At 48.7% G+C, this 22,052-nt stretch carries 26 protein-coding genes and 1 pseudogene; 16 read left to right on the top strand and 11 right to left on the bottom strand.

The features are described 5' to 3' along the window. The first annotated feature begins 73 nt into the window (after positions 1–73). The 5 genes from H6F93_RS24590 to H6F93_RS24570 all read left to right on the top strand — a co-directional run bounded on the left by H6F93_RS24590 (position 74) and on the right by H6F93_RS24570 (position 4,337). The gene (locus tag H6F93_RS24590) at positions 74–820 is read left to right on the top strand and encodes an SDR family oxidoreductase (RefSeq protein ID WP_190686614.1); all 747 of its coding nucleotides are present in this window, start codon (positions 74–76) and stop codon (positions 818–820) included. 83 nt (positions 821–903) lie between these two features. Next, positions 904–1,659, top strand: coding sequence for an SDR family oxidoreductase (locus H6F93_RS24585; RefSeq protein ID WP_190686611.1), 756 nt, complete (start codon positions 904–906; stop codon positions 1,657–1,659). A 166-nt stretch (positions 1,660–1,825) separates the two neighbouring features. Then, positions 1,826–2,575 (top strand): CPBP family intramembrane glutamic endopeptidase, encoded by a 750-nt coding sequence (locus H6F93_RS24580; protein ID WP_242043603.1) that lies wholly within the window; start codon positions 1,826–1,828, stop codon positions 2,573–2,575. Positions 2,576–2,787: 212 nt separating this feature from the next. After that, positions 2,788–3,756, top strand: a complete 969-nt coding sequence (locus tag H6F93_RS24575) for an SDR family NAD(P)-dependent oxidoreductase (RefSeq protein WP_190686609.1) — start codon at positions 2,788–2,790, stop codon at positions 3,754–3,756. Positions 3,757–3,893: 137 nt separating this feature from the next. After that, on the top strand, positions 3,894–4,337 hold the full coding sequence (locus tag H6F93_RS24570; RefSeq protein ID WP_242043602.1) for a RidA family protein: 444 nt from the start codon (positions 3,894–3,896) through the stop codon (positions 4,335–4,337). Here H6F93_RS24570 and H6F93_RS24565 read toward each other — a convergent pair. After that, positions 4,315–4,464: a hypothetical protein gene (locus tag H6F93_RS24565; protein WP_190686606.1), complete on the bottom strand. Its 150-nt coding sequence runs from the start codon at positions 4,462–4,464 to the stop codon at positions 4,315–4,317. The two genes, H6F93_RS24570 and H6F93_RS24565, sit on opposite strands and share 23 nt — an antisense overlap. A gap of 95 nt (positions 4,465–4,559) precedes the next feature. On the opposite strand from H6F93_RS24565, the gene H6F93_RS24560 reads away from it, so the two are divergent. From H6F93_RS24560 to H6F93_RS24525, 7 genes and pseudogenes are all read left to right on the top strand, one after another. Next, positions 4,560–5,315: a glucose 1-dehydrogenase gene (locus H6F93_RS24560; protein WP_190686602.1), complete on the top strand. Its 756-nt coding sequence runs from the start codon at positions 4,560–4,562 to the stop codon at positions 5,313–5,315. 90 nt (positions 5,316–5,405) lie between these two features. Continuing rightward, positions 5,406–6,341, top strand: a complete 936-nt coding sequence (locus tag H6F93_RS24555) for an NAD(P)/FAD-dependent oxidoreductase (RefSeq protein ID WP_190686597.1) — start codon at positions 5,406–5,408, stop codon at positions 6,339–6,341. Positions 6,342–6,490: 149 nt separating this feature from the next. Continuing rightward, on the top strand, positions 6,491–6,877 hold the full coding sequence (locus tag H6F93_RS24550) for a nuclear transport factor 2 family protein (protein ID WP_190686594.1): 387 nt from the start codon (positions 6,491–6,493) through the stop codon (positions 6,875–6,877). A gap of 77 nt (positions 6,878–6,954) precedes the next feature. Beyond that, positions 6,955–7,923, top strand: a complete 969-nt coding sequence (locus tag H6F93_RS24545) for a zinc-dependent alcohol dehydrogenase family protein (protein WP_190686591.1) — start codon at positions 6,955–6,957, stop codon at positions 7,921–7,923. A 193-nt stretch (positions 7,924–8,116) separates the two neighbouring features. Beyond that, a pseudogene (locus H6F93_RS24540) lies at positions 8,117–8,527 on the top strand (SDR family NAD(P)-dependent oxidoreductase); the annotation flags it as partial. A 465-nt stretch (positions 8,528–8,992) separates the two neighbouring features. Continuing rightward, positions 8,993–9,532: an NUDIX hydrolase gene (locus H6F93_RS24530; RefSeq protein ID WP_190686588.1), complete on the top strand. Its 540-nt coding sequence runs from the start codon at positions 8,993–8,995 to the stop codon at positions 9,530–9,532. Positions 9,533–9,544: 12 nt separating this feature from the next. After that, entirely contained in the window at positions 9,545–10,024 is a 480-nt protein-coding gene (locus H6F93_RS24525; protein WP_190686585.1) for a hypothetical protein, read from the top strand. Between the two features lie 285 nt (positions 10,025–10,309). Here H6F93_RS24525 and H6F93_RS35920 read toward each other — a convergent pair whose 3' ends face one another. From H6F93_RS35920 to H6F93_RS24485, 8 genes are all read right to left on the bottom strand, one after another. Further along, a complete protein-coding gene (locus H6F93_RS35920) occupies positions 10,310–10,549 on the bottom strand; it encodes a TIR domain-containing protein (protein WP_199313988.1) in 240 nt (79 codons plus the stop codon). A gap of 393 nt (positions 10,550–10,942) precedes the next feature. After that, a complete protein-coding gene (locus H6F93_RS35915) occupies positions 10,943–11,206 on the bottom strand; it encodes a hypothetical protein (RefSeq protein WP_524538009.1) in 264 nt (87 codons plus the stop codon). Between the two features lie 243 nt (positions 11,207–11,449). Then, a complete protein-coding gene (locus H6F93_RS35415; RefSeq protein ID WP_199313987.1) occupies positions 11,450–12,955 on the bottom strand; it encodes an SUMF1/EgtB/PvdO family nonheme iron enzyme in 1,506 nt (501 codons plus the stop codon). 394 nt (positions 12,956–13,349) lie between these two features. Next, positions 13,350–13,772 carry a YybH family protein gene (locus H6F93_RS24505; protein ID WP_190686579.1) on the bottom strand — a complete coding sequence of 141 codons (423 nt, stop codon included), beginning with the start codon at positions 13,770–13,772 and terminating at the stop codon, positions 13,350–13,352. Between the two features lie 38 nt (positions 13,773–13,810). Further along, positions 13,811–14,311, bottom strand: a complete 501-nt coding sequence (locus H6F93_RS24500; RefSeq protein ID WP_190686577.1) for a GNAT family N-acetyltransferase — start codon at positions 14,309–14,311, stop codon at positions 13,811–13,813. A gap of 27 nt (positions 14,312–14,338) precedes the next feature. Continuing rightward, entirely contained in the window at positions 14,339–15,526 is a 1,188-nt protein-coding gene (locus H6F93_RS24495; RefSeq protein WP_190686575.1) for an MFS transporter, read from the bottom strand. Positions 15,527–15,613: 87 nt separating this feature from the next. Continuing rightward, positions 15,614–16,297, bottom strand: coding sequence for an NUDIX hydrolase (locus H6F93_RS24490; RefSeq protein ID WP_190686573.1), 684 nt, complete (start codon positions 16,295–16,297; stop codon positions 15,614–15,616). After that, positions 16,294–16,938 (bottom strand): HAD family hydrolase, encoded by a 645-nt coding sequence (locus tag H6F93_RS24485; protein WP_190686571.1) that lies wholly within the window; start codon positions 16,936–16,938, stop codon positions 16,294–16,296. Before H6F93_RS24485 ends, H6F93_RS24490 begins: the two co-directional genes overlap by 4 nt. 169 nt (positions 16,939–17,107) lie before the next feature. Here H6F93_RS24485 and H6F93_RS24480 point away from each other — a divergent pair, with 169 nt between their 5' ends. Then, positions 17,108–18,328: an ROK family transcriptional regulator gene (locus tag H6F93_RS24480; protein WP_190686567.1), complete on the top strand. Its 1,221-nt coding sequence runs from the start codon at positions 17,108–17,110 to the stop codon at positions 18,326–18,328. On the opposite strand, the gene H6F93_RS24475 is transcribed toward H6F93_RS24480, so the two are convergent. Beyond that, entirely contained in the window at positions 18,306–18,938 is a 633-nt protein-coding gene (locus H6F93_RS24475; protein ID WP_190686564.1) for an FMN-dependent NADH-azoreductase, read from the bottom strand. The genes H6F93_RS24480 and H6F93_RS24475 overlap by 23 nt on opposite strands. 185 nt (positions 18,939–19,123) lie before the next feature. Between H6F93_RS24475 and H6F93_RS24470 the strand changes: the two genes are divergently transcribed. Beyond that, positions 19,124–19,996 (top strand): helix-turn-helix domain-containing protein, encoded by an 873-nt coding sequence (locus tag H6F93_RS24470; RefSeq protein ID WP_190686562.1) that lies wholly within the window; start codon positions 19,124–19,126, stop codon positions 19,994–19,996. A 24-nt stretch (positions 19,997–20,020) separates the two neighbouring features. On the opposite strand, the gene H6F93_RS24465 is transcribed toward H6F93_RS24470, so the two are convergent. Beyond that, positions 20,021–20,563: a PadR family transcriptional regulator gene (locus H6F93_RS24465; protein WP_190686559.1), complete on the bottom strand. Its 543-nt coding sequence runs from the start codon at positions 20,561–20,563 to the stop codon at positions 20,021–20,023. Positions 20,564–20,676: 113 nt separating this feature from the next. Here H6F93_RS24465 and H6F93_RS24460 point away from each other — a divergent pair, with 113 nt between their 5' ends. Together H6F93_RS24460 and H6F93_RS24455 are read left to right on the top strand one after the other, a co-directional pair. Continuing rightward, positions 20,677–21,084 carry a monooxygenase family protein gene (locus H6F93_RS24460; RefSeq protein WP_190686555.1) on the top strand — a complete coding sequence of 136 codons (408 nt, stop codon included), beginning with the start codon at positions 20,677–20,679 and terminating at the stop codon, positions 21,082–21,084. Positions 21,085–21,152: 68 nt separating this feature from the next. Continuing rightward, positions 21,153–21,959 carry a methyltransferase domain-containing protein gene (locus H6F93_RS24455; protein WP_190686552.1) on the top strand — a complete coding sequence of 269 codons (807 nt, stop codon included), beginning with the start codon at positions 21,153–21,155 and terminating at the stop codon, positions 21,957–21,959. Positions 21,960–22,052: the final 93 nt, after the last annotated feature.

Raw genomic sequence — 22,052 nt, 5'->3', positions numbered from 1 at the left:
CTGGCTCCTACACGTATTGCTGATTGAGTTTTTGACAAAGTGACACAGCCATTCACAGCAAGAGGTAACTATCATGATGCTGAAAGATAAGGTTGCTTTGGTGACTGGCGGAACATCGGGCATCGGTCGAGCAACCGCGATCGCATTCGGTGCTGCTGGCGCAAAGGTAGTATTCTCAGGCAGACGGGAGGTAGAAGGTGAAGAAACTGCTGCACTGATTCGCGATACCGGAGCAGAGTGCCTTTTTGTGCGATCGGATATATCCGATGAAGCAGAAGTTCAAGCTTTAGTCGATAAAACGATCGCCACCTACGGCAGACTCGATTGTGCCTTTAACAATGCTGGGATTGAGCCTTCTCTCAAACCACTGCACGAACAATCGATTGAGGATTTTGACAAACTGATGTCAATTAATGTGCGAGGGCTGTTCTTGTGTATGAGATACGAGATTCAACAGATGCTCAACCAAGGATCAGGTGTGATTATCAATAATTCGTCAATGGGTGGGTTAATTGCGTTTCCAGGAATATCTCCCTATATTGCCAGCAAACACGCGGTAATGGGGCTGACACGCTCTGCTGCACTCGATTATGCCAAACAAGGTATTCGGATTAATGCTGTCAATCCTGGACTAATTGCTACTGCAATGATGGACCGCCTGCGTAGTGGCTCGACTGATGATGTAGGGTCTACGGTTCCAATGGGTCGTATGGGTCAGGCAGCAGAAATTGCTCAAGCGGTTGTTTTTCTGTGTTCTGATGCTGCCAGCTACATCACGGGACAACCTTTGGTAATCGATGGCGGATATACAGTGAGTTGATTTTTGATTTTTGATGGTGAACTCACAGTGAATCGATCTATTTCACGAGAGAACAACCGGACTTGGATTTTAGGAGAAACAGAATGATACTTCAGGATAAAGTGGCGTTAGTCACTGGAGGCACATCGGGAATTGGCAGAGCAACTGCGATCGCTTATGCCCAACAACAAGCAAAGGTGGTGGTGGTGGGTCGTCGAATGGATGAAGGTGAAGAAACGGTTCGATTGATCAAGGAAGCTGGCGGAGAGGCGATTTTTGTGCAAGCAGATGTCACAAAAGAAGCCGATGTTGAAGCAATGGTTGATAAGGCGGTTAGCGTTTTTGGTCGGTTAGATATTGCCTTTAATAATGCAGGAACTGTCGCCGAAAACCCCTCATTGATTGAGCAAACAGAAGCTGAATACGATCGCATTATGAACGTCAATGTCAAAGGCGTTTGGTTGTCGATGAAACATGAAATCGCTCAGATGTTGAAACAGGGAAGTGGTGCGATCGTTAATACATCATCTGGGGCTGGAGTCGTTGCAGTTCCTACCCAACCCCTCTACACCGCGAGTAAACATGCAGTAGTAGGCTTAACAAAAGCCGCCGCGCTCCAATATGCCAAAGCGGGTATTCGCATCAATGTCGTTGCACCAGCAGCAATCGAAACAGATATGTTTGAAGCAGCTACAGGCGGGCAGGATGAGGTCAAAGCCTACATAACAGGACTTCACCCGATCGGACGAATTGGAACACCGCTTGAAGTTGCAAATGCAGTCCTGTTTTTATCATCTGAGATGGCATCGTTCACAACAGGTGAAACGTTGATGGTAGATGGTGGGTATGTAGCGCAGTAGTCGAAAGGCAGTGCAAAATGTTGGATACAGCACTTCAAGCGACTCATTAAAGTAACACTGAAATAGTTCACTAATTCCATCGGAACCTCCATAGGAATCTGCAAGAAGTTGAGTATTGGAACTGACTACACTCACATGAACTAAGACAAAGAGAACTTAAAAGGTGATGATGATGTCCAAAGTGCCTTTTAACTCCCCACAGGGACAGGGAAAGACCTTCGCCGCTGTTTCAGAGCAGTCCTCACCCAACAAGCCCTCCCGTCCGGGCTGGCTTGAGATCGTTGTCGGTCTCGTCGTCTTTGGCGCTGTCGCACGTGGGGGGGTGTTGCTGTCCAGGCAGCTCGGTCTCGATCCCGTCGTCTACGGACTGGCCCTCGCCGCGCTGTCTGTTATCGCCCCCTTTGCTGGGTTTGCGGCAGCGGCGCTGCTGCGCCTCCGCTCGTGGAGCGCCTTCGGTGTGCGCCGCACCACGGCGCGCTGGCTCCTGATCGGGGCCGCAGCAGGGGTGATCGCCTTCGTGGTCAGAGGTTTTGCGGTCATGGCCTACACCGCCCTCACCGGAGATAGCTCCACCCCTCAGGACGTGTTCGGTGACGGTGGCAGCGGCGGGGTGCTGTCCCTGGTTCTGGCCACGCTGTTTATTGGTCTTCTCGTGCCCCTCGTCGAGGAGCTGCTATTCCGGGGTGTCATCACCAACGCGCTGCTCCGCTACAGCCCGTTGATTGGCGTTGTGGGCAGCACGCTGATCTTCGCCCTCGCTCACGGCATCAACACCGTCTTCCCAGTCGCTTTGGTATTTGGTCTCATCAGCGCTGAAATGTTCCGCCGCAGCGGCTCAGTCTGGCCTGGCGTCATCGCCCACGTTATCAACAACTTGCCCACGGTCTTTGTGTTGGTGCTCATCAGGACGGCCTGAATAATCACCACCACTCGAAAAGGGTGTCTTTCCAATGGCTCGCTTGTTTTCGAACCATCCGCCCGATCCTGATAGGCGCAGACACAACGTAGAGCCACCAACTCACGCTGGGAGGAGAACCATGATTGCTACGACTCATATCCGAATCTCGCTACTAACTGGAGCCGTGATGCTGGCCATTAGTGCTAAACGCACAATTAAAGGAAAAAGAAATGACTGAAACATTTGGTGCAAAATCGACCGCCGACGAGGTGCTTACGGGCATTGATCTCAAGGGAAAGCGATTTCTCATTACGGGTGCATCGTCGGGCATTGGGCTTGAAACCGCACGTTCGCTGGTCTCTCACGGCGCTAGCGTCGTCGGCGCAGTCAGAAACCTCGCTAAAGCTGAGCCAGCCACTGCATCGGTTCGTGATGCCGCGTCGCAAGGAGGTGGCAGCCTGAAGTTGATCGAACTCGATCTGGCATCCTTGCAAAGCGTTCGTGCCTGTGCAGATAAACTGTTGGCTGACGGTCAACCATTCGATGCCATCATCGCTAACGCTGGCGTTATGGCAACTCCGTTCGGTCGCACGGTGGACGGCTTTGAAGTCCAGTTCGGGACGAACCATCTTGGTCATTTCGCCCTGATCAATGGGATCGAGCCGCTGCTCGCCGATAATGGACGGCTGGTGGTTCTGTCGTCGCTCGCGCATCGCGGTGCCGATATCGACTTGGACGATCCGAATTTCGGGCAGCAGGCGTACGATCCATGGGTTGCTTATAGCCGATCGAAAACCGCCAATTCACTGTTCGCTGTGGAGTTTGACAGGCGGCATCGCGATCGCGGCATTCGGGCTGCTTCGGTGATGCCCGGAAACAGTCTCACGGATCTACCCCGCCATCTCTCGCCGGAGGATTTGCAGGGACTTTTGCAGACTGTTGACGCAGCGCGCACCGAAGCGGGTCTGCCGCCGAAAGAGTTGAAAGAAATTCCGCAGGCAGCCGCGACATCGGTTTGGGCCGCAGTCGTGGCGAATAAAGACGAGATCGGTGGACATTATCTCGAAGATTGCGCGATCGCACCGATTGATGACACGCCCAACCCGTTTGCCGACGGTGTCAGGTCGTATGCGCTCGACGCGAACAAAGCCAAGCAGCTCTGGGCGAAAAGCGAGGAATTGATCAGCTCTGCGTCTTAAAGGTTATCGCGCACATCTAAACGCAATCATCCATTCCACTTTCGTACTTGGATGAACACTCACAAGAATGCCTGATTGACGTATAAGCGTTAATCACCATACCTTACGTTTTCCGTAAACTCAACCAGGAAAACACCATGTCACAAAAACTCTCAGATTTCCAGCGACCCACAACAGGAGCATTCCACATGGCCCAGCGTGACGCCGTTTTCCCCGCCGGTCGGCATGACCTCTACACGTCACAGACCTATTCCGCAGCGATCAGATCAGGTGACCTCCTGTTCGTGTCCGGTCAGGTCGGCAGTCGCAGCGATGGCTCGCCCGAGCCGGACTTTGAGGCTCAGGTTCGCCTGGCATTCGCCAATCTCGAGGCGACCCTGCAAGCGGGTGGATGCGGGCTTGACGATATCGTCGACGTGACGACCTTTCATACCGATCCCGAGAATCAGTTCGGCACGGTCATGACCGTTAAAAGCGAAGTCTTCCCGGAAGCGCCTTATCCGAATTGGACGGCGATCGGCGTCAACTGGCTCGGGGGGTTCGACTTCGAGATCAAGGTCATCGCCCGTATTCCAGGCTGAATTCATCAGGCGGAGCGGGCGACGGGATAACCCGACACTGCATTCGACCAGCCCGGCGCGAACCGTCCTCGCGAATCGTGAGCTGGTCGGTGCCGGGACAGCTAATGAATGTCTGTCCGTTCGGCATTTGTCATCAGGGCGAAACGATTCGCGGGCTTATTGGTAAGTAAATTACCGATTTGGAGATCGCATTAGTAATAATCACATACCCAGGAAAACACTATGTCACAAAAACTCTCAGGCAAAGTCGCCCTCGTCACTGGCGGCTCTAGCGGTATCGGGCTTGCTACTGCCAAGCGATTTGTCGCTGAAGGTGCCTATGTCTTTATCACGGGTCGTCGTCAGACTGAACTTGATACTGCTGTAAGTGAGATTGGTAAGAACGTGACTGGCATTCAGAGCGATGTCTCAAATCTGGCAGACCTCGATCGGCTTTACGCCACGATCGAGCAAGAGCAAGGTCACTTGGATGTAATCTTTGCGAATGCTGGCGGTGGAGAACTCATCCCGCTTGGATCGATCACCGAGGAACACTTTGACAAAACCTTCAACACCAATGTCAAGGGTCTACTGTTCACCGTGCAGAAGGCACTGCCGCTGATGCCAGAGGGCGCTTCCATCATCCTGAATGCCTCAACTAATTCCATCAAGGGTATCCCAGCCTTCAGCGTGTATGGTGCCACCAAAGCTGCCGTGCGATCGTTTGCCCGCACCTGGACACTTGACCTCAAAGACCGCCAGATTCGAGTGAATGCGATCAGCCCTGGTTTCATTCCGACTCCCGCTTACGATCTTCTCTGGGGACTCAGTGAAGAGCAGTTGAAAGAATTTGTGGCGAGCCAAGCTAACAATATTCCATTGGGACGAGCTGGCACGCCCGACGAGGTTGCCAAAGCCGTTGTCTTTTTGGCTTCAGATGACAGCAGCTTTGTAAACGGCATTGAGCTATTCGTCGATGGTGGCATGGCACAAATCTAAGATCGCTTCCTAGTTAAAAAGCACTACCCGATCGCGTGTAAAAGTCCACCTATAAACTTCCCATCGAACAGAGTCGAAGGAGAAACACACATGCCACAGGAAAAAATGATGAACCAAAACAAAGAGATTTACGAGTGCGTCATCGTCGGTGGCGGTTCCGCTGGACTCAGTGCGGCACTGGTTTTAGGCAGAAGTCGCCGTCGCGTGTTAGTCTGCGACAAAGGGAATCCGCGTAACGCTTCCGCACACGAGTCGCACAGCTTTTTCACCCGTGATGGCATCAGTCCGCATGAACTTTTGAGCATCGGGCGCGACCAACTCAAACCATATAAAAGCGTCGAATTTCAAGCGATCGGGGTCAAGGAAATCAACCCATCCGGCAATCAGTTTGAAGTTGTGTTTGAGGATGACACGATAAAAAAATCGCGCAAAATTTTGCTGGCTTTTGGGGTAATGGATGAAGTTCCAGCTCTCGAAAACTTCGGTGATTTCTGGGGCAAAAGCGTGTTTCATTGTCCCTATTGCCATGCCTGGGAAGTGCGCGACGAGCCGCTTGCCATTGTTGGAAATGGCGAAACGGGCATCGAAATGGCGGCATTGCTGAAAAATTGGAGTGCTGATTTAGTCCTCTGCACCAACGGCAAAGCCGATCTAACCGCTGATCAAAGGACACTGTTGGAAAACCACAAAATCCTTGTTCGCGAAGAGAAAATCATCCGACTCGAAGGCGATAACGGACAATTAGAAAACATCGTTTTTGAGACAAACGAGAAAATTGCCCGTCGCGGAATACTGATCCGACCAAAGCAAACACTCCGTTCAAACCTAGCTGAAAAGTTAGGCTGTGAGTTGAATGAATTCAATTTAATCAAGACTACCACTGTTTTTTACGAAACTAGCGTCAAAGGTGTTTATGCGGCAGGTGACATCACTTCACCCATGCAAGTGATCGCCGCTGCTGTTTTTCAGGGTAGCGTTGCTGCTAGCGGCTTAAATCACTCTCTGATTATGGAAGATTTTGTCTAAATCAAGGTAATTCAATCTTCATCAGAACAAGTATCGTGGCTGGTCTAGTTTAGCAGACGGTCTCAATCCGCTAGTGCTGCGTTCGAGTTTCTTTGCCGCCGCTGTATTTGAGCCGTTGGGCGTTTCGGGTAATGTGAGGTGTAGAACGAATGACGGATAAACTTGAGCAGAACAAACAGACGGTCACAGCATTTTATGACCTGATGTTCAATCAGTGTCAGCCCGCAGAAGCCATCGAGAAATATGTCGGCGACGTGTACATCCAGCACAACCCAGCGGTGACCGACGGGAAGCAGGCTTTCATCGAATATTTCGAGAGGATGGCGAAGGAATATCCGGGCAAGTGCGTCCAGTTTAAGCGCGTCTTCGCTGAAGGCAATTATGTAGTCTTGCATTGCTACCAACAATGGCCGGACGACAACGACTGGGCGGGCATCGACATCTTCCGCCTGGATGACAAAGGCAAGATAGTCGAGCATTGGGACGTGCTTCAGACCGTCCCGGAAGCGTCAGCTAACGATAACACGATGTTCTGAACGGTTGAGTGCTGGTAGTGTGAAGGCCGGTTTGTACAACGGCACTGTTTATTCTCAATCAAGGAGAGTTGGCACAGATGGAATCTATGAAAGCAGCCGTATTAACTGCGTTTGGTGATGCTGAGAAGTTTGAGATTCAAACTGTTCCTATACCAACACTGAAGGCGAATCAGGTGTTAGTCAGAGTTTGTGCAACCTCGATTAACCCGGTCGATTACCAAACTCGTCGTGGCGATTACAAGGAACTGGTTCGATTACCCGCCATCATTGGAGTTGATGTTTCAGGGGTGATTGAGGCAATTGGCGAAGCTGTGACTGATTTCAAGGTGGGAGACAACGTGTATTACTCGCCGCAAATTTTTGGAGAATTCGGTAGCTACGCTCAGTATCATGTGGCTGATGCAGCGATTGTTGCATTGAAGCCTGCAAATCTATCGCACATTGAAGCAGCTTCTTTTCCGCTTGCAGGCGGAACGGCTTGGGATTGTCTAGTGACTAGGGGCAATCTACAAGTTGGTGAAACAGTTCTCATCCATGCGGGCGCGGGTGGAGTGGGTTCGATCGCAGTTCAACTCGCCAAAGCGATAGGGGCATACGTTTTTGCGACGTGTAGTTCTAGAAACCGAGATTTCGTGACAGAACTGGGCGCAGATCGAGTGATTGATTACAAAAATGAAGATTACGTAAAAGTCATTCGTCAAGAAACAAATGGACTGGGTGTGGATTTAGTTCTAGATACGATCGGCGGAGAAACAATTGGGCGTAGTCTAGAAATCATTCGTCCCTTTGGTAGGCTTACAAGCATTGTAGACATTGCAATACCGCAATCGCTTCTTGAAGCATGGGGTAAGAATCTGACGATTCATTTTGTTTTTTCACCTCAGTACCGAGCAAAATTAGAGGCTTTGACAAAACTGATCGAGCGTCATCAGCTTCGCCCAGTGATTGATTCAGTATGGTCTTGGGATCAGGTTGTTCTGGCACATCAGCATCTAGAGCAGGGAGGAACACGGGGCAAAGTCGTGCTGAAATTTACAGAAGATTAGACCAGCTTTACGGCGTTGGTCATTGCTAAACGGATCGGAGTTTGATTTTGTGCTGAAGGTCAATATTGATTGAAATGGGAGAAGCACAATGATACTGCAAGATAAAGTGGCGTTAGTTACGGGAGGTGCACCAGGAATTGGTTGAGCAACCGCGACCCTTGCGGTATCTGCGGAGCAGCACGCCTTTGGTGCTGCTGGAGCAAAAGTGGTCTTCTCGGACATACGCGATGTAGAAGGTGAAGAAACTGCGGCTCTGGTTCGCGAGACTGGGGCAGAATGCTTGTTTGTGAAATCAGATGTATCGAGTGAAGCAGACGTGCAAGCCCTAGTGCAGAAAACGACCCTTGCGGTATCTGCGAAGCAGCGCGCCACCTACGGCAAACTGGATTGTGCCTTTAACAATGCTGGGATTGAGCCTTCTCTCAAACCACTGCACGAACAATCGATTGAGGATTTTGACAAGCTGATGTTGATTAATGTGCGGGGGCTGTTCTTGTGTATGAAATATGAAATCCAACAGATGCTGAGCCAAGTATCAGGTGTGATTATCAATAATTACAGAAGACACTGCTTTACCTCAAGGCGAGTAGGGATGGCATCCTAGGATGTCTAACCGCTTAGGGCAATTTCGGTTCGTGCAAATGCCCGGTAGCCATGAGGTGATGTTTTCTAACCCGGTTGGTTTAGCAGAAAAGATTATTGTGGCAGGACAGGACTAGCAACAGGATAGTTTCATAACAAATGTACACTGACTTTTTATTTGACGTGGAGACACATTAGTGTCGTTGAAGAAGCAAAGCTAGATCCGGCTTGCTTTTGCCTCAGGTTAGATTGGCAATGCTGATGGACAGATCCTAGTCCACCGAGCAAATTCTCCCTGTAATCCTGCAACAGAGGAGATTTTGCTCGACGACACGAGTTTGTCTCGATGTCATTTAGTTTGGCACTGTACAAAAACTATTAGTTAAAGGTCTAGAGGCTACGGAAACTGAAAATACAAGAAAAGAGTAGCGATCGCAGAATTGCTGATGTAATCTGAAGCGATCAAGACCTGGCGGAACTGCAAGCAATGGATACAGATAAGGTCATTTTTAGCACCCAATGGATTGTAATTAAGGAATCTCCGAGAGGATTTCAATATTTGGAGCGTAAGGGTAAGGATTCTGTTGCAGTGTTCCTGTTAAGAAAGCCTGGCGAACAACCAAAACAGTATGAGGTTTTAATTCGCCAGCAGCATCTTTGTATTGATAACCGAGAAGTGGATGGCAAGTTCAGGTTGTTTCCTTGCCCGGTTACAGGGGCGCTAGATGAAGGGGAATCGGCGGAAGCTGCTGCTCAACGAGAGGTCTATGAGGAAACGGGCTATAAGGTTCAGGTTTCGCCGCTGGGTCAGTATATTGTTGGCACTCAGGTAAATGAGATTTGCTATCTGTACTATGCTGATGTCACTGGAATGGAACCGGAGGTGGCGCAACAGGATGGAACTTACATGGAGTCAATCGGCAAGAACGAATGGCATCCGTTTGAATATTTGGAATCTTGTGATTATTCAGCTTGCCAAATTGGATATTTGAAGCTGCAAAAGGTGCTCTTCAAAAGCAACGACTAAAACTTCAAAGTTATGTCAACTAACGGTCTAGATTGGGTCGAAAAGAATAAGGAATATCTAATTAAACAAGCCGAGATGTTGCAGAATTCGATCGCCCGGATGGCAAACAATTCCTTAGAAATTAAGAAGGTTGGTTTAACAGTGTGGGCAGCGATCGCAGGTTTTGGGTTTACCAATCGCAGTGCGGCTTTGTTTGTGTTGGCGTTTGTCGCTTTTACGCTATTTGGTGTTCTGGATGTTTACTACTTATATCTGGAACGAAAGTTTCGCGATAATTTTAATCGGCTAGCCCGAATTTTGAGCGGGTATATCATTCCTGAGGATCAAGAATGGATCGAGAAAGTGAGAGGAAATTTCCTCAAGCCGGATAATTCAACTAAATTCCTCGAACAGATTCCCAACACACTCAAGTCTTGGGCAAACTTGCCATATTTGATTACGTTCTTAATCACAATTTTGCTTCTGGTTGTACCCCTGCCAGCCTCGCCATAGGAAGCATATTAATTACCGACCCGCAGCCCTCGCTGCGTCTTCAACCCACTTGCTGAAATTATTGTATCCATCGTTATAAACCCAGTCATAGGTTGGGAAGATCTGAGACATACTAACGCGCGTCTTCGAAATGTAAGCATACGGGCTGTGCTGCTCGACTGTGAAACTGTCAAAAGGATTGCGACCTTTCAAATCAGCTATTCTGTTTACGCTCTTAATATTGTGAATGTATATCCCCAGCATTCCATTGCCACGTTTATGACTTTCCTCAATTTCATATTTGACTCACTTGCGTTCGGATGTCTCTGCTCCAATCAGCACAACGGTAACGGATGTATTTTGTAAGCCTGAGTTGATCAGTCGTTTGAGTGCAACTTCACTTGTTCTCTTCGCTGATTCCCAAAGGGAGCAATCCCAGTAACCTGCTTCTTGATAACCACTTTTCACCTTGGCATGGTTGCGTACAACGTTGACGCGCCAGATATCTCGTTGGTAATGAAAGCTAAAGAAAACTCTTCTAGGCATAAGAACTCCAAGAACTTGACCCAGTGGATAGTACTATTGTACGCAGACGCTACCCATAGCGTCAAGACTTAAATATCTTTAGTGCACCCACTATGCAGCGACCCACAAAGTAGGTAGGCAATGCCCACTCACTAAATGGAAGATCACACTTGATGGAATCGATCGCACCCGCAGAGCATTAAGGTAGGCATTGCCCATCTCTTGAATTCAAATCTATTTTTGAATATTGGATGGTGGGTAATCTTGAAATAACACTATTCCCTACCTTCATCGCACCAACGGTCTATAGTCTGATGAAGTGGTATAGCAGAGTAGGTGGGCAATGCCCAAGGTCAGGATAGATGATGAGCCGGATGAGTCTTCGGCGAACCTACCAAACCATCCGACTCGGTTTTATTTTTGGATGGGCTTTCCCCATCGCCGGAGCAGACTGGACTCCCTTTGTACACCCGATCGAAATCCCTTCGACCAGCTCTGACGGTAGAGAGTACTCACGCTAAACCGCAAACCACCCGAAAACCGATATTGTTGTTGCGGTTGTCGGGGTCGTTGTAGTTGCGATATGCAGACCGACAGTTCGAGGGATTGTTGTTCCAAGAACCGCCCCGCATCAGCTACGAAACCTGCCCCGTTCAGCCTACCCGTACAAACAGGCATCTGAACACTCGAGTTATACCATAAACCCGTTTCGTCGCTCCTCATGTCTGGAGATGCTATGGCCAGTGGACTGTGGCAGAAATCCACACACTATTGTTAGTCTCAACCTATGACCAATAACTCAGGACAAGTGACATTGAAGCCTCGATTTGAAAAAATTTTGATCGCGCGAAGCGCGAAAAGAGAGCAAAGTGAAGAAGGGTAAAGAGCAAGAGGGTAAGAGGGGAAAGGGAAAGGTAGCCCTCACGCGAAATCACAAACCACCCGAAAACCAGTATAGTTGTCGCGGTTGTGGGGGTGGTTGAAGAAGCGATATGCAGATCGACAGGACCAGGGTTCTTTGAACCAAGAACCGCCCCGTATCACCCTGCTAGCCGATCGATCAGCACTTAACCAGGCACTCCCATCGGTCGGGGCACCATTATAATTTTCGCGCCACGGATCAGCACACCATTCCCAAACATTGCCATGCATGTCATACAATCCAAACGCATTGGCTACCCCAAAACTACCAACGGGCGTTGTTTTCTGGCGAAATCGCCCCTTAGGACTCGAATTATAGGTTTCGGTACCATCATAATTTGCCAGGTCAGCAGTCAAGATCTCTCCAAAGTGGAATGGAGTGGTCGTTCCAGCCCGACAGGCATACTCCCATTCCGCTTCGCTGGGCAACCGATAGGTGCGGTTAGTTTTGTTAGAGAGGCGAGCTTCTACGAAGCCGTTAAGACGAAAGCAAAACTCCACTGCCTCCCACCACGAAACCTGTTCGACTGGGCGATCGCTTCCCTCAAACTTAGAAGGATCAAGATCAAGGTCGATCATGACTTTAGGTAAGCCTGCGACCGCTCGCCACTGTGCCTGCGTGATCGAGTATCTGCCTATAAAAAACGGAGCAACCTGCACCTTGTGGACAGGCTGTTCCTTATAATACTCAGTCGAACCCATGTGAAAGCTATTACCCGGAACAGCTACCATGTCCAGAAAAATATTGTTGCCCAGATCTTCTATGTAACATTTGGCGCGCTTGCGAGTTCGATTGACTTCTGGCTTTTTAAATAACCCTCCTTTTGTGATAGTCACCACCTCAAACTCAAAGATCTCGGTGGGGCGTTGCTTGCTTTCTGCCTCCTCAAGCTGCGCTTGACGTTGTTGTTCCCATGCTTGTTGTTTTTGCCATTCAGCCTCGGCTGCTTGTTTTTGCCTCAGTTGCTCGGCTTGGCGCAGTCTCTCCTGTTCTTCCGCCTGTCGTTGTTGCTCTCGCTGAGTTCGTTCTTGTTGTACCCGCCGCTGGTCACGTCGTTCCTTAATCTTTGTTGCAGCGATATGGACACTACGTACCACATCTGTATAGGCATCATCGATATACGGCCAGCTTACGATAGGTTTAGCTTTTTCGGGGTATGCCTGAATTGCTGCCAGGGGAGTGTAATCCCAAGCACAGGAGCGTAAAATGACGGGCATTACTGTAGCTTCGCCCGCTTTATGTCGCCGCAATGCCTCTGGGATCTCCACTTGAGTGCAGTAGTCAGTCGCTAAGAAGTCAGCACTGATCAGCAGCAAGATGATGTCTGCGGCATTGAGGCGGGCTTTAATCTCCTCATCCCACTGAGTACCGGGGAGAATTTGGCGATCATGCCAGGTGATAATACCTGCTCCCTCAAGGGGGCGCAGGTGGGAAAGCAACCTATCCCGCAACTCTTTGTCTTGTTTAGAGTATGAGATAAAGACTTCAATTTTATCGTTCGACATCGGGGAAGGGCGAGAAGACAGCTTGCCTAAATTATATCCGCAAGCTTTCTCAAGCCTGTGATCGCGCACACTCCAACTCCCATTACTAGACTTAAACTACCTTTGCAGAAATGTAGATTGAGCTAGGAGCAAACAAGCTCTTAGCGATCGCGTTTAGTCTTCAGACAGCAGTGGAAGACTGGCTAATATCGGAAACTAACCGTGCGATCGCCTGCCCCATCTGACCTCAAAGGTTTAACTTGGCAGTCACCACTGCAAATTTGTCACCGAGTTGTCTGACAGCAACCCGCTAAGACTCATCTTTTAAGTTATCGCTCTCATCGAATGCTTGATATGCATTGGCGATCGCCTTTCGGTCTGGTAGCACCAATACGCCAATGCTGCTGAGAATAGTTCAAGCAATCTGCACGGGACCAGGAGCAGACTCATGATAGTGAATCACCTTCCACATTTCGTCCTTGCGGTGCAGAATAAAGGTGTTTCGCCCATCGGCAATACGAAGTGAATTTCCCTCAACCTCACCCTCAAAGTGAAATGTGCAAAAAGCGTAGGCAACATCCCCAAAAACATCAATCGACAAATCGCTAACCGTCATCGTCCTGACCTGTTTTATAGACTCAGCCACGCTTTCATAATACTGTCTGACCTTTGCCCAACCCCGCATCGGTAGAGCTGCTTCTTGAGCAAGATAAAGGATATTTTCATAATCTTGATCCCAAATAGCTTTGAGCTGTTCTGCATTCAATACGGCAAAACCACAGCGATACTGCTCAAGTATTGCTGCAATCTGTTGCCTGTCCTGATCACTTGCTGCCATAGTGTCTGCTTGTACCTAATACTTTGCCAAACTTGTTACTATCCATTAAATGACTCATGGTATGAAACAAGTCCACTGGGTATTCGTCTATCAAAAGAAATGGCTTGGAAGTATTCAGGTGGCACTTCTGGGAGGACAAGATTTGGTTCTGCCTTAAAACCAAAGCGACTGTAGTACTCAGGGTTGCCCAGCACTACACATCCAGATGCACCGCGATCGCGCAGACTAGCTAGTGCCTGCCTCATGAGCTGTGAACCAATGCCAAGACCTTGATATTTAGGAATTACAGAGATCGGCCCAAGCCCATACCAATTCTGGCTACCGTCAGAAATGGAAACTGGAGATATCGCAATATGTCCGACGACTTGTCCATCAACCTCAGCAACAAGAGAAATAGCCAGATTCCCTGAGTTACGTAAAGCATCAACAATAAACTGCTCCGTGTGGCTAGTGTGGGGGGCATTGAGAAATGCGGCGACTATCAATGCCCTAATGTCTGCCACATCAGAAGCAACTTCTTCTCGAATGTTTATATTCATAGCTCATGGATTAATGTTTGCATCTTGTTAGACCGATTGAGTATCGGCAATGAGTTCTGTGTTTCTCACTAACCACCGCTGTAGTATCACCATTAAAACAGCCAGTGGCAACATCACCATTGGCACAATCTCCAGGCTTGCTTTGTCCGCCATCCAGCCAATTCCCGTGGGAATGCTCACCGCTCCAACGCTGCCCATACTGGTCAAAAAACCGATCGCCGCTGGAACGATCGCTGCTGGTACTCGGCGTGGCATCAACCAAATAGTAGTGGGAAAAATAGCTGACAGGGCAAACCCAAGCAAGGGCAAGCTCCAGAGTTGATGGGGAAACAGCCACCAAATCAATAAACCTGCAATCAGTAAGATGAGTGAATAGTCAATCAGCCGAGTTGCCCCGATGGGTTTCATCAGTTGCCCCATGCTTAAGCGTCCAATGGTTAGCCCTAACCAGTAGGCAGTGACGCTGTAGCCTGCGATCGCCACAGGGGTATCTCGCCCAATAGTTTGCACCGAGTATGCCCAAATGCCGATCGCGGCTTCTGTGCCCACATAAAGCAACAGAAATAGACCTGCAACCAGTACAACAGGTGTTTTCAGGGACTGACGAAGATTGCCTCCAGCACTTTGGTGAGGAGAAGCCGGTAAATCCAGGAGTGGATGACGTTGTGATGCCCAGAGCATTCCTGCGACTAACAGCGCTACGATTCCAGCAAAGAGCCAATAAGCCGATCGCCAATTTATCCCCAAGGTGAGCAAAGTGGTAGCGATCGCTGGCCCCGCAAGTGCGCCAATGCCATAAAAGGCATGAAGTAGCCCCATCAAATTGGCACTGCCCTGCTTGTGAGACATAAAGGTATTAATGCCTGCATCAATCAGTCCTACTCCCAGTCCCAACAGCGTTCCCGTGATCACCATGACAACCCAATGAGGGGTTGAAGCATAGATACAGAGCGCACTAGTTACACAGATGGCTGCCAGTAAAACCATCCGAGTTAGACCCATGCGATCGCTCAACAAACTACTGGTGAGTGCCGCCACAAAATAACCACTAATTTGGCTAAAAAACAGAATTGTTACTGTTGCCGGAGTCAGGTTGTAGGCAGCTAGGATAGAGGGCAGCAGCACCCCTAAACCGCTCTCTGCAATGGCGATCGCAATAAAAGCATAAAACGCCAGAGCAATACCAACCCAGGCGGGAAAAGATTTGGATTTCATAAACGACTCTCGATCATCCACACATTAACGTAGAGGTTTCAGATCTGTGATCTCTTAGAGAAATCGCAGATCGAAGCGCTCTAAAGATTAATCAAAATCAGTTGCCCAATCCGGATGCCGCAAATGCTCAAACAATCGAGCAATCTGGGTTGGCATAACGCGGGTGAGGGATAGTTCTGGAATTTGGTGTTCTGCAAAAAAGGCAACTGCCTCTGTTTCGTGATTTTCACTTTCATGATTCTCACTTTTGTGACTCTCTTGCAGTGCACCATCCAAGATTTCACTGTCTAAGATTCCACTATCCAAGATTTCACAGTGAAAGAAGAGTTTATAAACATGATGACGGAATGGCGGGTGCCCATGACGAGCGTGGTTGCGGTCAAACAGGGCTAACAATTTGGTCGCCTTTGTCTGATACCCCGATTCCTCATACACTTCTCTCTCAACTGCCTGACTCGGCGATTCGCCCACATCAACCCAACCACCTGGGAGTGTCCAGCGACCATCTTCCCGCTCTTTCACCAATAAGATTTTGTCTTCTCGAAATACAGCACCCCGCACGTCAACTTTAGGCGTTGCATATCCTTCCTCCTGCTCAAACAGGGAATATACAAAGCTTGGCTCTACCCCGATATGCGCTGCCATGATTTCAGCGGCAATTTGACGCATTTGCTCATACCGCTCAAGGTCATAGGGATTTTGGCAATAAGCAAATCCGTTCTGGGCGATCGCCTGAAGCTGTTGACTCCATTCCAGCCACTTTGAACTCATGATTCTCTCCAAAGTACCCGCACGTCAACCCAGCGCATCCCTGCTCGTCGTGCTGCTTCTAGCCCCGTATCGCTGTCCTCATAGACAATACAGTCACCAGGCTCAACGCCCATTCTTTCAGCCGCCAGTAGAAACAGGTCTAGAGCAGGTTTTCCGACTGAGACATCATCGAGTGTGACAATCGTGTGGAAGAGCGATCGCAGCCCAATCGCTTCAACCGTAGGCTTCACAATCGACTTTTGCCCATTAGAAGCCACTGCCATTGGCACTTTGCCGGAGTTTGCCCGTGCGATCGCTGCTACTGCATCGACCTCTTGCACCTGGTGAATCAACTCAGCAAAGTGCTTCTGCCGCTCTGCATCAAGCGTGTTCTCGTCAATCGTGTAGCCAAAGCTCTGGTTAAACGCTGCAATTAACTCTGCAGCAGGAAGCCCTGTCCGTTCGTAATACCACGCCTCTGGTACCTCTGCACCAAATTTGCGAAAGGCAGCCATCCAGATTTGACAATGCACTGGCAGCGTATTGGCGAGAGTGCCATCACAGTCAAAAATCAAAGCGGCATAAGGTGGAGAAGGCGCAATTAACTGATTGAGGGCTTGACCGTCTAAGTTTTGTGTCTCCGAACTCGAAATGCACTGCATCACTTCACCCTGCTAAACGTCAGATATAGCAGTCCTAAACAATGCAAAAGATAAGTGAGTTTTGACAAATTCACCTACCAAACTGCACTCACAACTTATTTAGGCTCGCTATAAAAGCTATGCTAATTTGTTTGTTAGAAAAACAAACTGGATCAAAATAATTTTTGGTATGGCGATCGCTTCTCCCCAATTTGCCCCGACCAATTCCGGTTTACTCAAGCAAATCAACATAGCCCGATTACTGGAACTGTTGCGCTGCCATGCTCCCATTTCACGGGCTGAACTGGCGCGATTAACCGGACTGACCCGCTCCACCGTCACTGTTATCACCGCTGAACTGATTGCCCAGAAGTTAGTTCGAGAGAGCGGTGAGTTTTCGGTGAGCCGAGGAGGAGGTCGCCCTGGTAGAGGCTTGATGCTCAATCCAGAAGGGGCATTTTTTATCGGAGCGGCGATCGAAGTGGAACATTTGACCGTCGTAATGCTAAATCTGGCGGCTCAAATTGTGGCGAAAGTGCAGCAACCGCTCGTCGAAACGGCACCAGAGCTGGTGCTACCACAATTAATGCAGTTGATCGATCAGGTCCGTCAGGCGAATCCATCGCGTGATTCTCGCTTGAGAGGAATTGGACTCTCGATTCAAGGAGTATTAAACCTGGATGGTGTAGTGATTCGTGCTCCGTTTTTCAACTGGTCTGGGGTAGATTTACGCCGCTACCTGCAACCCCATCTCGATTTACCTTTATTTGTCGATAACGATGCCAATGCCGCTGCACTAGCCGAAGTCTATCTGGGTAGCGCGATGCAAAGCTCTAGCTTGCTCTATATTTTGATTAACCGAGGTATTGGTAGCGGCATTATCCTCAATAACCGTGTGTTTCGCGGGGCGTATGGTACGGCTGGAGAAATCAGTGCCCTGATGAGTGATCCACCAGGGCAGGACAACGCAAGTGAGTGCGGTCACCGGGTAGGCAAAGAAGACTTGCTAGACCGCTATTGGAAACAGGGCGGCAAAGCCACTAACCTATCAGAACTGGTGGAACAGTTGGAACAGGGAGAGGCGATCGCCCATACCGTAGTCCAAGACTGGGCAGAAAACCTGGGACGAGGATTAATCAGTGTCGTCAGCCTGCTCAATCCAGAACAAATTGTGTTGGGTGGTCCACTCACCGTCCTGTTTCCTTATGTCAAAGATTCACTAATGACCCGACTACGAGACGAGATGCCTCGCCAAGGTGAGCAAGGTTTCTTCAGCAATCCTAAAGCTAAGTTTGAGATCTCCTCATTCGGTGAAGATGCCTCTGCGGTAGGGGGTGCAGTGCTAGCTTATCAATCATTGTTTCGGGTTCCCGATCTGGTGTTACGCCCTATGCAGCAATTAGCTCACTGATTTTGGTGCGAGCTGCCGCGATCGATTCTGCTAACTTTTGACCGCCATATTCATCATTTTCTACATGAATAAAACTGATATCTGTGATGCCCATAAACCCAAAAACGGTGACGAGATAAGGATCATGGTGATTCATCTTTTCGTAAATTCCGCCGGGCTGAAAGCCCGAATCTCCTCGCGCTTCAACCACAAACATTTTCTTGCCTAACACCAGTGGCTTGTAAGCATTGGCAGAACCATTGGGTTCAAACGCAACGGTTCGCCCTATTCGCACAATCTGGTCAATGTAGGACTTGAACGCACCAGGAACGCTGAAGTTATACATGGGAACGCCAATCACATAAATATCTGCCGCTAAGAACTCATCTACCAGTTGATCGCTGAGGCGGATAGCTTCCCACTGTTCGGGTGTGCGCTGTTCGGGTGATGTGAAAGCAGCAGCAATCCAGAGTTCATCTATATAGGGAACAGGATGATGTCCAATGTCTCGATAGGTAACTGTATCCTTCGGGTGAGCTTGTTTCCACTGCTCAACAAATTCGCGGGTCATCCGACGAGAGTGAGAGCGTTCGCTGCGTGGACTAGAATCCAGATGCAATACATGTGCCATATTGATGATTCTCCTGACTTGCAAAGCTTCGCTGCTTCGTTACTCTTTCAACTTAGAGAAATGCTGCTGCGTTTAACTATCTAATTCCTGTGACACTATCAAAATCTTGCGGTTAGCTTTCAGGTTGCTCAGCAGCAGGTATTCTAGGAGTAGAGAGTCAAAATACAGAATATTGTGCCTTTCCCATGAGTATTCCAACCGTGCAGCAGACTGAAGCAATCTACGCACCCATCTTGTCCAGTCAAAATCGGGGTTGGGAAAACATTCTAGTGAAGCAGCATCAACATCCGGCAGGTGAGGCACTGTGCCTGTTTGATGACGAACATACGATTTGTATGTCGCTCGCCCCCCGTCCAGTTCGCTTTATGCATATCAAAGGGGGCAAAACTTATACCAGCCTATATGGGAAGGGCGATATTTCTATCACACCTGCTAAGATACCGCTCTTTGCTCGTTGGGATAGTGAAGATCTGTTTTTAGAGATTCGCCTCGCGTCCAGTTTTATTCAAACTATTGCTCAAGAAACTTTGAATATTAATCCTGATCACCTGGAGTTGATTCCCAGGTTTCGAGCCCGAGATCCGCAGATTGAGGCGATCGCCCTGATGTTACTGGGAGAACTCCAGCAAGAAAGTTTAGGCGGAAAACTCTACATTGATTCACTCACCAACGTGTTAGCAGTGCATTTGCTCAGGCAATATGCTGTGACTCGTCCTCACCTCACCATCTATGAAGGTGGATTAACCCAGCATCAACTGCTGCGAGTCCTGGACTATATTAACGACCACTTAAATCAGGATATTAAGCTTGCCGACTTAGCAACATTATTAGGCATGAGCCAATTCCACTTTAGCCACCAGTTTAAGCAATCCATTGGCATTGCTCCCTATCAATACTTGCTTCAGCAGCGAATAGAGCGAGCAAAGCAACTGTTGAAGCAAACGGATCAATCCATTATGGATATTGCCTTTTCATGTGGGTTTAACAGCCACAGTCACCTGAGCAAACAGTTTCGCCAGTTCACAGGCATGACTCCGAAAGCCTATAGAACTCATTAAATACTTCTTCTTTGTACCACCGACCTATTTTAGCAGCGGCATGATTTCATCACACCAGGATAGCCAACCTGTTTCGTGGTGAATTCCGCGCAGCAACGTCATGTATTGAAACTTGAGAGCCTCCGATAGTGCTTGCGGCTCCTGAAAGTACTGGTGCTTTATTTCCTGGTAAATTGCCAATCGCTGCTGATGCTGCTGTCGATGGTTCTCCAGTTTTGACAACAGGGTTTGGCGAGGCACCAAATGCCCCACAAAAAGCTTCACCAATAACTCATCTTTAATCGGTGTCATTTCTTCCAGCTCAGAAATCCACTGACACAACTGTTGCTCACCCACGGGTGTGACGCTGTAGATACGTTTGTCAGGGCGATTTTCCTGCTGCACTGATTTGGCTTGCAGCCACTCTTTCTCTTCCAGGCGGTTTAGCTCCCGGTAAATTTGTTGGAAGCTAGCATTCCAGAAAAACCCTACCGATCCCTCCACTGAGGGATTGAACCGTTTGGCAAGGTCATAGCCGCTGCTGGGGGCACCAACCAGGGCAGACAAGATGGCATAGGTAAGAGACATGAAGGAGTTGACATATTCAATTTAGTGAGTATATCATGTATTTTATATTCAATTTAGCGAATATTCTCAGACTGAATATATATCTTTAATGGGTCTTGCTAAGGAGCCTAAATATGATGAGTGCTAAGGGATACTCTATCTATCAGGTTGATTTGCCAGAACATCCTCAAGCAGTTGTCTTTGTGAATGGAATGTTGGCACGCGATCGCACAGGGTTTCTCTGGATGTGGCAAAACCTGCGGTGGATCAAAAACTCCACCACCCAGGCAGAAGGGTGTGTCCAGGTGAAAGCGGGAATTTGCAGCCCGAATGAAGTCATCATGGTTAGCTATTGGCGTTCAGAACAAGACCTGAAACAGTTTTTCCGAGGGGAAGCGCACCGCAAAATGATGCAGTTTGTGATGAAACATCCCAATAGCCTGTGTTTATATAACGAAACCTATCAACCCAAACACAGTGGCAAATACAGCCACGAACCCCAAGGGATGGCTACCCTTTACGCAAGTTTGACATCGCTGTAGACTGGGAGGCGATCGCAACTGTTGAAGATGCAGTGAATTAACCGCTAATCGTAGCGTGGCGAGGAGTTATGACTAGACAAGACTATGTTCACGGATATTCAGTCCGAGAGAACGAGCGTTTGCTTGACCAGGCTAATACCCTTGCTGAATTACTGCATCACGATACGCTTTATCCCAAAGGTGCTCTAGTGCTGGAAGCGGGATGTGGCGTAGGAGCGCAAACTGTTATCCTGGCACAGAATAATTCCAAAACACAGTTTATCTCAGTAGACATTTCTCCTGCATCAGTTGAGGCAGCACAGGCTGCTGTGGCTCATCAAGGAATATCCAATGTTAGTTTTCGCACAGATGATATTCTCAACCTGTCGTTTGAAGCAAACTACTTTGATCACATCTTCATTTGCTTTGTGTTAGAACATCTGCAACAGCCATTAGCAGCCCTACAACAATTGAAGCGAGTTTTGAAACCTGGCGGGACACTCACCGTAATAGAGGGCGATCATGCATCTGCCTATTTCTATCCAGACAGTGAATATGCTCAGCGGGCGATCGCCTGCCTAATAGAACTTCAGGCTCGTATGGGCGGCAATTCTCTCATTGGCAGACAGTTGTACCCATTACTCAAGCAAGCCGGATTTCAAAACATCCGAGTTACACCTCGCCAAGTTTATGTCGATTCGAGTAGACCAGAATGGGTAGAAGGATTTACTAAAAATACCTTCACTGCAATGGTGGCAGGAGCAAAAGAACAAGCTTTACAGCAGAAATTAATCGATCTCAAGACCTGGGAGCAAGGCATTACTGATTTGTACGCTACAGCAGAGGAAAACGGCACCTTCAACTACACCTTCTTTAAAGCAATTGCTGTAAAGTAAGCTGGCGTTGAACAGCAGTCCTTTTCTCAACCAGCAGCGATCGCCCCGGTAAGTTAATTACAGTTCTAAAAACTCACTTCATTCGATTGGGTG

This window comes from Leptolyngbya sp. FACHB-671, from assembly GCF_014695745.1.
Taxonomy (GTDB): domain Bacteria; phylum Cyanobacteriota; class Cyanobacteriia; order Elainellales; family Elainellaceae; genus JAAUTN01.
The sequence above is the reverse complement of the archived record's forward strand: the minus strand, read 5'-3'. Positions and strand labels throughout refer to the sequence as shown.

Coding starts and splice junctions, on each gene's coding strand:
- H6F93_RS24590 (WP_190686614.1), top strand. CDS start 74: ATGATGCTGAAAGATAAGGTTGCTTTGGTGACTGGCGGAACATCGGGC.
- H6F93_RS24585 (WP_190686611.1), top strand. CDS start 904: ATGATACTTCAGGATAAAGTGGCGTTAGTCACTGGAGGCACATCGGGA.
- H6F93_RS24580 (WP_242043603.1), top strand. CDS start 1,826: ATGATGATGTCCAAAGTGCCTTTTAACTCCCCACAGGGACAGGGAAAG.
- H6F93_RS24575 (WP_190686609.1), top strand. CDS start 2,788: ATGACTGAAACATTTGGTGCAAAATCGACCGCCGACGAGGTGCTTACG.
- H6F93_RS24570 (WP_242043602.1), top strand. CDS start 3,894: ATGTCACAAAAACTCTCAGATTTCCAGCGACCCACAACAGGAGCATTC.
- H6F93_RS24565 (WP_190686606.1), bottom strand. CDS start 4,464: ATGCCGAACGGACAGACATTCATTAGCTGTCCCGGCACCGACCAGCTC.
- H6F93_RS24560 (WP_190686602.1), top strand. CDS start 4,560: ATGTCACAAAAACTCTCAGGCAAAGTCGCCCTCGTCACTGGCGGCTCT.
- H6F93_RS24555 (WP_190686597.1), top strand. CDS start 5,406: ATGCCACAGGAAAAAATGATGAACCAAAACAAAGAGATTTACGAGTGC.
- H6F93_RS24550 (WP_190686594.1), top strand. CDS start 6,491: ATGACGGATAAACTTGAGCAGAACAAACAGACGGTCACAGCATTTTAT.
- H6F93_RS24545 (WP_190686591.1), top strand. CDS start 6,955: ATGGAATCTATGAAAGCAGCCGTATTAACTGCGTTTGGTGATGCTGAG.
- H6F93_RS24530 (WP_190686588.1), top strand. CDS start 8,993: ATGGATACAGATAAGGTCATTTTTAGCACCCAATGGATTGTAATTAAG.
- H6F93_RS24525 (WP_190686585.1), top strand. CDS start 9,545: ATGTCAACTAACGGTCTAGATTGGGTCGAAAAGAATAAGGAATATCTA.
- H6F93_RS35920 (WP_199313988.1), bottom strand. CDS start 10,549: ATGCCTAGAAGAGTTTTCTTTAGCTTTCATTACCAACGAGATATCTGG.
- H6F93_RS35915 (WP_524538009.1), bottom strand. CDS start 11,206: ATGCCTGTTTGTACGGGTAGGCTGAACGGGGCAGGTTTCGTAGCTGAT.
- H6F93_RS35415 (WP_199313987.1), bottom strand. CDS start 12,955: ATGTCGAACGATAAAATTGAAGTCTTTATCTCATACTCTAAACAAGAC.
- H6F93_RS24505 (WP_190686579.1), bottom strand. CDS start 13,772: ATGGCAGCAAGTGATCAGGACAGGCAACAGATTGCAGCAATACTTGAG.
- H6F93_RS24500 (WP_190686577.1), bottom strand. CDS start 14,311: ATGAATATAAACATTCGAGAAGAAGTTGCTTCTGATGTGGCAGACATT.
- H6F93_RS24495 (WP_190686575.1), bottom strand. CDS start 15,526: ATGAAATCCAAATCTTTTCCCGCCTGGGTTGGTATTGCTCTGGCGTTT.
- H6F93_RS24490 (WP_190686573.1), bottom strand. CDS start 16,297: ATGAGTTCAAAGTGGCTGGAATGGAGTCAACAGCTTCAGGCGATCGCC.
- H6F93_RS24485 (WP_190686571.1), bottom strand. CDS start 16,938: ATGCAGTGCATTTCGAGTTCGGAGACACAAAACTTAGACGGTCAAGCC.
- H6F93_RS24480 (WP_190686567.1), top strand. CDS start 17,108: ATGGCGATCGCTTCTCCCCAATTTGCCCCGACCAATTCCGGTTTACTC.
- H6F93_RS24475 (WP_190686564.1), bottom strand. CDS start 18,938: ATGGCACATGTATTGCATCTGGATTCTAGTCCACGCAGCGAACGCTCT.
- H6F93_RS24470 (WP_190686562.1), top strand. CDS start 19,124: ATGAGTATTCCAACCGTGCAGCAGACTGAAGCAATCTACGCACCCATC.
- H6F93_RS24465 (WP_190686559.1), bottom strand. CDS start 20,563: ATGTCTCTTACCTATGCCATCTTGTCTGCCCTGGTTGGTGCCCCCAGC.
- H6F93_RS24460 (WP_190686555.1), top strand. CDS start 20,677: ATGATGAGTGCTAAGGGATACTCTATCTATCAGGTTGATTTGCCAGAA.
- H6F93_RS24455 (WP_190686552.1), top strand. CDS start 21,153: ATGACTAGACAAGACTATGTTCACGGATATTCAGTCCGAGAGAACGAG.